The organism is Bacillus cereus group sp. N6 (genome assembly GCF_016483705.1).
GTDB lineage: Bacteria > Bacillota > Bacilli > Bacillales > Bacillaceae_G > Bacillus_A > Bacillus_A wiedmannii.
Genome location: NZ_JAEHBI010000057.1, coordinates 16665 through 28327, shown reverse-complemented (window position 1 = coordinate 28327; position 11663 = coordinate 16665). Strand labels below are relative to the sequence as shown.

Here is an 11663-nt window from a genome sequence, read left to right as displayed (position 1 = left end):
GTATTTTTTTTCATGTTTTCAAATCGGAAACATGTATTTGGCCTGCTTTTTTGTCTGAAAAAGCTGAGTAGTTACCAATATTCAAAACAAACATCCTAATTTAATTCGCAAATTGTTGGACTTAGAGCAGGTTCTTCGCAAAGATACAAATATACCACCTTTTGTTTGGAAGAACTCTAATTACAATGGTGTAGAGGCTATTGTTAATGCACTTATTTATCATTGGAATTACTTTAGTGATACCGGAGGTCCTCTGATGAAAGCTATGCAATTGGCCGCAGTTAAAAAGTTTGATCTACCGTATGCAGATTTAAAAAGATGGGGGAAAGACAAACTTGATAATTATGAATCGTATATTGATGTCATCGGAGTTATTTTAGAAGAAATGAAAAATGAAACATATAAATTCTTAGCGAGTAAAGGAATAAAAGAGCTACCTGTATTTCGTGGAATAAAGTTACCTGAGAAAATAAATACAGATAAAAACAATATTGGTTCTCATCAATTGGCTCCGCTATCCTCTTTTACTATCTCAAAAAAAATAGCTGATAGCTTTTCTGTTCCTCATCAACTCGGGCTATATCCCTATGTCTTAATAGAATATGTACCTATTAATCAGATTTTAAGTTTAGGTCCAACAGGACTTGGTACCTTTTTTCTTTACGAGGCTGTTGTTATAGGTGGAAATAATCCTGATAATAAATTTTTTATCTTGCCAGAAAAATTGAGTTCCGATGAAAAAAAGAAAGAAAAGCAGCTTAAAAAGAAGGTAAATACCACAGCTAAAGCAGTAGGTATTTACCTTCAATTATTTCTGAATCTCTTATTTCAACTCTTCAAAGGACGCGCAAATTTTTATATGAGTTTCATCTTTCAGATGACCAAAAAATGATTCTCGTGGGACGTTATCCCAACAGTTTCCTCTTCTTGACATGGATTATTTAGCTTTTTGACTAGCTTTTGATAGGTATGACTTGTGTAGTGGGCTCTTTGATTCGAATGGAGATAAACACCTTCGGTCAATCGATCCTTTTTAGTTTATGGAAGGTGGTTGTTACGAGCTCTAATGTTATCTGTAAGAAGTATTTTCCCCGGGGTATTTTGTTTAAATTCTCGATTTAATTGATTCGGTACTATTTGATGTTCTTTTGTAGCTTTTAGCATTCTTTTATAAGGATACACTTTAAATTGTAAACAACTTGAAACTGCCCCGCCAATGTTATCTTTATTTGACGATTCCCTGAGCGTTACTTCAGGTTGTTCCATCCCCCTAGATTTCCAAAGCTTGGATATTCGTTCTTTTGGTACAGCTACTATTATTTTACACAGGAACCGAATGTTTTGGTTTTCGCACGCTTGAGGAAAGAAAAGTTTTCTGATAAATTCGCTAAAATGCATTTAGTAACAGGATTTTTATCAGGTTCAATCAACAAATATTATGTGAAAATTCCTTTTTTAGAGGTTATAAATAGTACATGTGCACATATCTTAGAATATATAAGAACTATATTCATTGATACTCTTCCTTCTAAAGAGGCAAGCCGACTATTGTTAGTGGATTCTTACTACTAACGGTGAAGTTCATTTCTAGTATCGCTGACGTGAAAGATTGCAGTGTGCCATCATCACTTTTACGAAAAGTTGTATAGGTTCATAAGATACCCATTACCGTACAGAGTATTTGTGTTCTAGTACTATTCTTGCTGGCACATATCCTTTTACTGATAACATGGATGAGGCTATTGAACTCTCCATGATATTTTGTTTTCAAGGAACACATTGGCGTTTGAAAGAATAGTACTTGTCTATCTTTTAGGTATCCCAAAAACACAACTATTTATGAAAAACAATCCATTTCGTTCATACTAAAGTCCGTTATGGGTTTGCTGGCATCGTAGAATCTGCAAGGTTTTTACTACTGTAAATTTATAATTAATAAAAAGAAAGGGAAAAAATAATGAAAAAAAATAATGGATTATCATTAGAACGAACTATTAATCAATCAAATGAAATTTATAAACAAAAAAGTCGTGCATTAATTACTAAGCGTTCCACACCTATACAAGTGTTAAAAAGTAAAGGGAAACAAATCATATCAGGATTATATGCAAAAAAGAGCACTGTGGATTATGAAGGAATATATAATGGCTACGCTGTGGCATTTGAGGCAAAATCGACGATAAATTCAAGTAGTTTTCCGTTGAAAAATATTTATGAGCACCAAATTTCATATTTAGAGCAAGCTGAAAAAATGGGAGCATTGTGCTTTTTTTTATTAGAGTTTCGTACATTAAATATAGTCTATTTAATGCCTTTCAAAGTGGTGCATGGATATATAAAAAGAGCTCAACAAGGATATAGAAAATCTATACCACTAAATGAATTTAATCTATATGGATATAAAGTATGTAATCAAAAAGAGATTCCATTGGATTATTTACCATATATAGATGAATTGATTAATAATAAAAAATATTCATAAAATAAATATTGGAAGATACGTGTAGTATAAATTTTTTTTAAATGTTTTTTGGTTTTTTAGACCTAAAAAATTTTTTTTGGTTTTTTAGTTGGTGTAATATTATTTTTAAATTAGAAAAGACATAATTTTGTAGAATATGGCATACATATACATTGCAACCTGTATGCATCATTGTATGGATTATGATACAGGTTGCAGAGGGACTTGCATCTATATTGATTAAATATGTCCTTTCTAAAGAGAAAATTGTATTTGAATAGGTATTAAATTTTTATTTTCTAATATATTGTCTTTTATATTTATAAATTGTGTTAACTTTAGTTGCTCAGGTTTTGATGTAAAGTTTGAAAAAAATAAATCCGTTCATGAAATATCTATATCTTCAATAAATTGCAAATGACCACTGCGATTCCTTTCCATATACGTGAAGCATGGCGAAGATTTTGAAATCCTCAGGATTTAATAAAACATCATTTGATCTGTCTATTATCTTGTTCGATGAGGTTATTTAGATACGTAACGATGCAATGTTTTGTATGCGCTTAAAAAACCATTATGTTTCAGTGTTTTGAACGTACAAAGTAAGGCAGGAGCCTTGTCTGTTGTGAGAACTGTTGGTTCTCCAAAAGCTTTCACTAACCTTTTCATAAACATAAAGATAGCTTGATAATCTCGCTTTTTACAAAGTTGAATATCCAATGTGTGACCTTCCTTCTCAATCGCACAATAAAGATAACGCCACTCTCCTTTTAATTTAATATAGGTTTCATCTACATGCCATATGAAATGTGCTGATTTATTTTTTTTTTTCCAAATTTGATAAATCAAATTTCCATATTCATGCATCATACATACTCCTCAAATCATTTTTCTTCCACTTAGAAAACCTTACAACAAAACCATTATTAGTATCTACTTTCATTATTATACCCAAAATTTATCTATTATAAGGCTGATTATATGAGAAGCGAACTTTAAATTTATAAAAATTAAAAAATAATGAATTAACGTAATCTACGAATAACATTAATACAGTATGTTCCAGATATAGATGTATTTTCTGTAAAAGGGGTCACTGTTACAATTTTAACAGCCGGTAATGTTTGAGTCTGTGAATTATCAGAATTTAATCCCTTATCCAAAATAATAATGCCTGAAGGAGTATTTGCTGTAACTAGAATGGGGGCAGAATTTGAATCTGCTTTAATTGTAATTGTTGTTAAATGAAACCCAGTAAAATCATTAAAAACATCGATTGGAAAATCTCCCTGAAAAATTCCACATATGTTTTCAGATACAAATTGAGAGGGTGGACAACATCCATTAGTATTTGTAGAATGACACATATAAATCACTTCCCATTATTAATAATATTTATAATATATAAGATGATAAATAATGCGAAATGATTGTACAAGTAACCTATAAATATATATTTTTATAAACCATATTGAATTTGTAAAGAATATTCTCCTACAGTAAATGGAGATTTTGCAAGTACAGCAAGAGACTTTAAAAAAACAACTGAAGTTGTATAAGTTGTATCCGGATCGATACATAACATTCGTTTTCCACAAGAATCCAAGATAATAACGGAAAATGAAGAAGCACTCTCACAAAAATTTTTAAAGCTGATAAAACCTATATTTTTATAAATAAAAGGATTATAAAATAAAATTTTAGTATGAGAATTAGAAGAAATAGGACCACAACAAGAATAAACAGTGTAATTTCTTTTTGAGGAACTCATTAGATAGTTATCCTTTCTGTAAACCTATTTTTGGATATAAGATAATACATACCAAAATGGTTTTACACGATATAAATAATTAAAATAAAATTTAGGAGATAGCCCTCTGTAAAGTACAGAGAGCTATCTTGATTAGTTGCTTAAAATATACATCCAACTCTTAGAAAATAATGAACGTGCACTAGGATTCTGGTGCAAATATAATGAGAACATGAAAAATAATAAGAAATCCCTAATGAAATCTAATTTTAAACAATAAAAATACAAAGGTTATGGATCAACAGTACCTGATTTTGAACAGACTTTTCCTTTTGAAAATTCTATTTTTGATAATATAAATTACTTCAATATTCATGATTGTTTCGGGTTATATCTGAAAATACTGATATTTCATCGTAAGTCGTACTAGTTTTGTGATAAAGCGATAATCTTGTTTCATTATTCAATATTTTTTTGTTTAATAGAAGGTTTTTTTAATGTACCTAAGTAAAAGGTGAAAACTTATGGAGTTCTTTTTGTTTTATTATATTTAATGCGCTGATTTTTTGTTTTAATAATTGCTTTGTAAATGTATATAATTTAAAATCTAATCTATTATCGAGATTAATTAATTGTATAAGATCATTGGGAATATCTTGTATTAAATCTGATTTTACGTAATGATTTAACTTTTGATATTTAATATCTTTCCAGTTGAATCTTTCTTTCATTAAAAATATAGATTCATTGTACATGTCAGTAATTCCAACTATAGTAAAATTATTAACAATATTATTTTTCGCAATGCTTAAATCTGGAATATCTGTACCAGATACACGTAAGGTTTGATAGTTGGGATAATATAATTTTTGTTTAATAAAGGTTTCAAAAGTCACATTAAAAGTCTTTATATTATAATAATTATTACGTTTATAATGATGGTATAGAGAAAATATATTTTCTACAGGATTTCTTATCATGGTAATATGAGTAATATTTTTGGGAGTATTTATTAATGATAGTAAAGGTTCCTGATCTATATGATTATATTTCATTCCATAGCTAAAGTGCCCACTGATACTTCTAGCTGTATGAATGTTTTGTAAAACCATATTTACAATTTTCTCTTTACTATTTAAAGTTGGTATAGATGGATCTGCATATATTTTTAATGAATTAGGACCATATTGTTTATCTAAAATATCCCTTAAGGTTGTACCACCAGTTTTTGCAATGTGTACAAAAATAATTAAGTCGCTAGTAGAATTCAATTTTCATCCCTTCTTATGGATAAATTTTTATAACCAATAAATAAAGTTTATATATAATATGTAATTGATTAATAAAATGTGCTTGAATGAAGATATTTTCGCAGCCTCTTTCGGTTTTGTATAGCTTTCAAGATGAATAAATCGGTTCTGGTGCAAATATCTTAAAAAGTGCTAGTTGCATAGGTTTTATTTTAAAACACTAAAAAATTTATTTTATCTTAGTATACGAGAAATCTGCAGACAAGTTAGGTATTAAAACGTAAATTCGACATATGGAAAATGCGAATGATAACTTGTTCATATGTCGCACAAATAAGATGGATTCTTGGCTACAATGATAAATAATTCGCTAATTATCTTGACACTTATCCACAAATTTTTCCCTTGTAAAAGGTCATCTTTATGATTCGATGTTCCTATGTTTCCTGTTATAATAAAAATACCCCAACAAATCCTATTACCAATTATGGTTATAGTGGATGTTTTATGACTTTTTATTTGCACAGTAATCGTCTTCCACAGATGATATAACTGTGCTTTTTTCACTTACCCCTTTAATGGTTCATCCATTGTTTTAGCCAATAAAAAATTAACCACGGAGTAGAAACATACAATAAGATTTATACCTGAGATAATTACACTGTTCTCCATACCCTAAAACAGCAAGAACACTCCCCTAAACTAGGCTTAATACATAATACGATTCAACCTACGTCTTCTAACAGAAACAACTTGCTGTACAGAAGTAATATGCTTTGGATTAATTAAAGTATCTTCAAAACGTATTAAACCATTCTTGAAATTTCCATCCGGTTCCATCACCTTTTCCAAAACATTTTCTAATTTCATTTTCAAGATATGTGTTTTTCCATTTGCAAGACTAATATGCGTTACAAATATCTTTTCCATTCCAATCTCTCCCTTTGAAATCATACAGTCCTCTTCGTGTTAAGATAAAAACAAGTCAACATAGTCCTTCCCCTACGAAAGTAATTATGTTGTGCAGTATCGATTCACACACTGCACAACCAGATTATATAAGTTGCCTGTTCTTTTTAATCTATAAAAAAAGAAGGATTAAATTGTATGTACGTTTCTTTATCTTTCTTCAATAATTCTTCCATATTTGAACGTATTACATATTCTTTTGAATACGGCATAAAACGTTGACCATACATTTTATAATACTCAAAACGCTTTACATCAATCCCTAGTTCCTCGTAACCTTTTAGACATTAATTATAAATACTATCGTTTATAGAACATAGCTGTAACACCTCAATTTTCTTTTGCCAATCTATATTCGTGATATCCATAGTTTCACCCTCCTACCCATTTTCCCATAAAAAAATCTCCTAATAATATACGGTTACTATATGTATATGTTGTTTTCGGTACTCAAAACCATTTTAAATTGTCAATCATAAAATAAAAAACACCTACATCGAGATATTCCATAAAGAATATACAGTATCACCAGTCTATGATACGATATATACAATTAAAATAAGCATTATTACGATTTTTGTTTTTGGTTTAAAAAACCTAATTATTAGCCATACTAAAAATGGATGGACAATCTACTACGATATGAACTAATTATATCCAAACCTCAACTTGATAAGTAATTACACGTATATCTATCTGTTATCCTCCAACATTTCTTTCAGAAGGTTGAAGAATGCACAGGATACCTTACACTTAAAATAACCTACCACATTTATATATTCTTTGCATCCTTCATCCCTTCACCTATATATACTTTCATGATTAAACAATGTAGCTTCCATGGACCCTCGTATGATTTCATCCCTTATTCTTTTGGTACAAATAGCTACAAATTTTATAAAAGTAACAATTTCAACTGAAATATTTTATTTTTTCTCTCTTTTCCTCTCTCGAATAAACCACAAATTTATTTTTGATTACTTTTACTATTTAAGACCTCCACGATTAAAGCCACAAGTCCTAAACCTAACGGTGTGACGGGTAGGTTTTCCTATCCAGCAAATTTGTAATGGTAATGAGAATATCAACATACCTAAGTCAAACATTAAAGAAGCGGATTTTGTTGCTCACTAGTTATCAAAACGCTTTGTTTCTTTAGACTTTAAAACTATGCAAGCTATATAACATGCCATGCATAGGACAAAATAGAAATAATTAGATGATTAATGATTTCCAGGCTGTGGAGAAAATTTTCTCCACAGCCTGTTTTTGTGTCTGAACCTCTTTTTATGTGTCAATACTGATAAAAAAGAGGAAAAGGAGAGGTTCTTATGATGGGTGCTTAAAAAATCATCGTGATGAGCGTGTATCTGTTTCAGTAGAAGAGTTGGTTCCACAGGATCACTTCCTTCGTGCGATTGAAGCGACAATTAGTTTTGATTTTATTTAGGAAAAGTTACGCCCCTATTACTGCGAAAATAATGGACGTCCGTCAATCCATCCTATCGTTTTATTTAAGATCATATTTATTGGATATTTTATGGTATTCGTTCTGAACGTCAATTAGAAAAAGAGATTAAAACGAGTATTGCCTACCGTTGGTTTTTAGGGTTTTCTCTATCAGATACAATTCCAGATTATTCTACAATCAGTTGGAATCTCCGTGCCCGTTTTGTTCATCCCCCTATTTTTGATGAAATGGTGGAAGGATATGCGCTGATGACAGATTCTACACATATGAAGGCGAATGCGAAGACATTTGTACATAAATACAAAAAAGAAAAGGAAAAAATTTATATAAATGAGCTAGAAGCTGAGGTAGTCGAAGATCGTGAGGCACATGAAAAAAAGAATGAAAACTTAGAAAGCAAATTAATACCCCCTACTAAAAAAACTCGTATAAGTACAACGGATCGCGAATGATATCGGCAATACAAATCGAATCCAGAAGATTACGCTGTTGATCCGCTACGTGAAGATTGTTTTTCAAAGAAGCAAAAAATCATCATACATCATATATGAGCGAAATGTAAAGATATTGCTAGAAAAAACAAGCTAACAGCTACAGGGAAAAAGCTGTATAAAGTACGCTTTTCAACTATAGAGAGAAGCTTTGCGGATGCTAAAGAACTACATGGCTATCGATATGCCCGGTTTCGAGGGCTGAAATCTGTCCAAATGCAGGCTCACCGTGGCTTGTCAAAACATGAAAAAATAGCCCTACATCTAACCAAAAAAGGGATAGTGAAGGATTATTTTTCTATTTTCTAATATTATCTTTCTATTTTGTATTAATATTAATGATATATTTTCATTTTATTGATATTCGTTTTTTTCATGTAAGTGAAGCATGGCGAAGACTTTGCAACAGAACCATATTATCCTTCATTCTTCAATGACTAATTGTATCTTTTTTAAGTATTTTTGTAAGCATTGTTTATAAAACAATAATAATTTCCTTTTACTTGTAGATATTTGATTTGAATATAACACTTCTAAATCGTTTACAACCTGAAGACTTAATTTTAGCCGTTGAAATAAATGATTAGGATGTTCTAAGAATTTATAAAGAGGACAATGAAATGTCATATGCATCCAATCATAGAAGGCATTTATTCTCATATCTATATTTTTTCCAAGATTAGATGGATGCATTCGTAGATAACTTAATGTATCAGCAATATAGACAAGGTTTCCGTTCGATAGGAGACTAAACCACGATGCCATATCTACAGCTGAAAAATATTGTGTACCACAAAATTGACCAAAAGGTTCAACTAAATCTCTTTTTCGAAATAGTACTGTAGTAGGTTCCCCAATCCAATTTCCATCTAATAAAATGGAATTACCTGCATCACTCCCGCTTACTATCGTATCAAAATCAAATCTTTTTTTTGTAAAAGTAAAATCTGGGATATTTTTTCCTTCTGCATCGATGGGTTGTCGATATGATGTAACCAATTTAATAATATTTGTATGATCTGATAAAAAGTATTTCATCATTCTTTCAATTTTATGATGATGAAATAAATCATCATCCATTAGATAATTTATATATTCGCCCGTTGCCCTTTGAAAAGCTAGTTGAAAATTTAACCTACCACCGATATTTGTTTGATTCTTATAATATTTTATTTTGCCTGGGAACTTTTCAATATATCGTAATGCTATTTTTTTTGTGTCATCGTTCGTACTATCATCACATATAATAATTTCTATACTAGGATATGTTTGCAAAACTGCACTTAATAATGCTTGTTTAAAATATATTGGGCGATTATATGTGGGAATTAATATACTAACTAGCGGCATTTTCATATAATTCTCCCTTTCTTTTTTTATGGATATATAACATATTGAACTATTTGCTACTTAATATTTTAACAGACTATTCAGGATGAGCATTCGTTGAATAAACTATACGGATAGGGCTCTGTTACGGATTTTTACAAGTGGGATTAAAATGGAAAAATTGATTCGAGAAATATGATGCATGAAATACATTAAAGGAAAATAGTTCAAGAAAGTTATTATTTTGGTAGCCGTTTTTCTTTAAGGTATCGTGATGTATTTGAACTCCTGAGAAAACGTGGAATTTCCGTGCATCTAATAACAATCATGTGTTGGGGGCGTGATTATAGTAATTTGATTTATCAAATGTGGAAAAAGAAAAATAAATCAGTGCATTCTGTATGGCATTTAGATGATACCCACATTAAAGTCAACGGAAAGTGACGTTATCTTGATTACACGATTGATTGAGAAGGGTACAACTTGGATATCCAACTTCGTAAAACGAGGGATGATCAAAACGCCTATATGTTATGGAAAGGTTAGTGAAAGCTTTTGGAGAACCAACAGTTCTCACAGACAAGTATCCTGCCTTACTTTGTGCGTTCATAATGAGTTTTATGTGCATACGAAATATTGGTACCGTTATGCACATAAATAACCTCATCGAACAAAATCATAGACAGATTAAATGACATTTTGTTAAATCCGCAGGATTTCAAAGCCTTCGCCATGCTTCACTTACATGTAAAGGAATCGATTCCTGCCATAGACAAACAAAAGAGAAGTCACATTCCAGACTTCTCTTTTTTGACGTACAAGGAAGTACAGTGGTTATTCGGATTTTTTCAAACTTTGCAATAAAACCAAGGATACTGTTTAAACGTAATAATATTGAAAATATTAAGAGACTATACCCTTAATCATGTTTCGAGAGAGGGGTGATTATTTTACTCCTTGTTTGTACATTTATATGTCGCAAATAACTTTTTAAGTAATAAAGAATAATAATTGTATTCTCCTTTTTTCTTTACGTTTAATGAAAATTGGTGAGGTATATTACTAAAAATCCGATGAATAATATCCAATGCTTTATCATACTCAGAATTATCTTTCAGGAAATTGTTTTTTCTACAGTGAAACAATAGATGTATTAAGTCTTGCATAGCATACAATTGCATATTACCATCTTTACCAATATTATGAGGATGTAAACGTAATTGACTAAGCGAATCTGGAATGTATAATAAATCTCCTTTAGATAGCAGAGTTAACCAGGCGGCAATATCTACTCCGGAACGGTATAATCTATCTGAAAAAACACCAAAGGGTAGAGATAAATCCTTTTTTCTAAATAATGGAATTGTGGGTACCCCAATCCAATTAAATTCAGAAACAATAGAACTCCCTGCCTTTACTCCATCCACATTAGTTATTTGATTAAACCTTCTTTTACTATAAATATTATCAGGAAGAAGTTCACCATGTTCATTAATTATAGAAAAATAGGAGGTGATTAATTTAATTTTTTGAGAGGAATCATTTAAAAAATATGGTAACATCGTTTTGATTTTATCAGGATGAAATATATCATCATCCATTAAAAAATTAATGTATTCTCCCGTAGAATATTGGTAACATTTTATAAAGTTTAAAACGCCACCAATATTTTGATGATTTCTATAATATTTTACATGTGGATATTGTTTAAGATAAGGTTGGATCAGATGATATGTTTCAAAATTAGTACTATCATCTACAACTATAATTTCAATATTGTGGTAAGTTTGTTCTATAGCACTTTTTAACGCTAATTGAAAATATTGAGCTCGATTATACGTAGGGATTAGTATACTTACAAGCGGATCCTCGGTATTCAATTTCTATCACCTCAAGGAACATATGGTTTAGATTAGCCATTCTTCTTGAAAAAATTTGTAAA

The 11663-nt window shown here is 30.3% G+C and carries 8 protein-coding genes and 4 pseudogenes; 4 read left to right on the top strand and 8 right to left on the bottom strand.

All coding sequences use genetic code 11. From position 1 onward, the window contains the following. The first annotated feature begins 256 nt into the window (after positions 1-256). Positions 257-892, top strand: a complete 636-nt coding sequence (locus JDS99_RS26515; RefSeq protein WP_199696020.1) for a hypothetical protein — start codon at positions 257-259, stop codon at positions 890-892. Here JDS99_RS26515 and JDS99_RS26510 read toward each other — a convergent pair. Continuing rightward, positions 827-1247, bottom strand: a pseudogene (locus JDS99_RS26510) (transposase family protein); the annotation flags it as partial. The gene JDS99_RS26515 and the pseudogene JDS99_RS26510 overlap by 66 nt on opposite strands. A 710-nt stretch (positions 1248-1957) precedes the next feature. Here JDS99_RS26510 and JDS99_RS26505 point away from each other — a divergent pair. Then, the gene (locus JDS99_RS26505) at positions 1958-2482 is read left to right on the top strand and encodes a Holliday junction resolvase RecU (RefSeq protein ID WP_206773305.1); all 525 of its coding nucleotides are present in this window, start codon (positions 1958-1960) and stop codon (positions 2480-2482) included. Between the two features lie 455 nt (positions 2483-2937). Here JDS99_RS26505 and JDS99_RS26500 read toward each other — a convergent pair. From JDS99_RS26500 to JDS99_RS26480, 5 genes and pseudogenes are all read right to left on the bottom strand, one after another. After that, positions 2938-3328 (bottom strand): annotated as a pseudogene (locus JDS99_RS26500) (IS6 family transposase); the annotation flags it as partial. A gap of 158 nt (positions 3329-3486) precedes the next feature. Next, a complete protein-coding gene (locus JDS99_RS26495; RefSeq protein WP_199696019.1) occupies positions 3487-3828 on the bottom strand; it encodes an S-Ena type endospore appendage in 342 nt (113 codons plus the stop codon). Between the two features lie 92 nt (positions 3829-3920). Next, positions 3921-4232 carry a hypothetical protein gene (locus JDS99_RS26490; protein ID WP_199696018.1) on the bottom strand — a complete coding sequence of 104 codons (312 nt, stop codon included), beginning with the start codon at positions 4230-4232 and terminating at the stop codon, positions 3921-3923. Between the two features lie 482 nt (positions 4233-4714). Further along, on the bottom strand, positions 4715-5482 hold the full coding sequence (locus JDS99_RS26485; RefSeq protein WP_199696017.1) for a sulfotransferase domain-containing protein: 768 nt from the start codon (positions 5480-5482) through the stop codon (positions 4715-4717). A gap of 687 nt (positions 5483-6169) precedes the next feature. After that, positions 6170-6391: a hypothetical protein gene (locus JDS99_RS26480; protein WP_199696016.1), complete on the bottom strand. Its 222-nt coding sequence runs from the start codon at positions 6389-6391 to the stop codon at positions 6170-6172. 1342 nt (positions 6392-7733) lie between these two features. On the opposite strand from JDS99_RS26480, the pseudogene JDS99_RS26475 reads away from it, so the two are divergent. Then, positions 7734-8701 (top strand): annotated as a pseudogene (locus tag JDS99_RS26475) (transposase). 114 nt (positions 8702-8815) lie between these two features. Here JDS99_RS26475 and JDS99_RS26470 read toward each other — a convergent pair. Further along, a complete protein-coding gene (locus JDS99_RS26470; RefSeq protein WP_199696015.1) occupies positions 8816-9748 on the bottom strand; it encodes a glycosyltransferase family 2 protein in 933 nt (310 codons plus the stop codon). Between the two features lie 195 nt (positions 9749-9943). Between JDS99_RS26470 and JDS99_RS26465 the strand changes: the two are divergent. Next, positions 9944-10585: pseudogene (locus JDS99_RS26465) on the top strand (IS6 family transposase). Positions 10586-10671: 86 nt separating this feature from the next. Here JDS99_RS26465 and JDS99_RS26460 read toward each other — a convergent pair. Then, entirely contained in the window at positions 10672-11601 is a 930-nt protein-coding gene (locus JDS99_RS26460) for a glycosyltransferase family 2 protein (protein ID WP_199696014.1), read from the bottom strand. Positions 11602-11663: the final 62 nt, after the last annotated feature.

Coding starts and splice junctions, on each gene's coding strand:
- JDS99_RS26495 (WP_199696019.1), bottom strand. CDS start 3,828: ATGTGTCATTCTACAAATACTAATGGATGTTGTCCACCCTCTCAATTT.
- JDS99_RS26515 (WP_199696020.1), top strand. CDS start 257: ATGAAAGCTATGCAATTGGCCGCAGTTAAAAAGTTTGATCTACCGTAT.
- JDS99_RS26505 (WP_206773305.1), top strand. CDS start 1,958: ATGAAAAAAAATAATGGATTATCATTAGAACGAACTATTAATCAATCA.
- JDS99_RS26480 (WP_199696016.1), bottom strand. CDS start 6,391: ATGGAAAAGATATTTGTAACGCATATTAGTCTTGCAAATGGAAAAACA.
- JDS99_RS26470 (WP_199696015.1), bottom strand. CDS start 9,748: ATGAAAATGCCGCTAGTTAGTATATTAATTCCCACATATAATCGCCCA.
- JDS99_RS26490 (WP_199696018.1), bottom strand. CDS start 4,232: ATGAGTTCCTCAAAAAGAAATTACACTGTTTATTCTTGTTGTGGTCCT.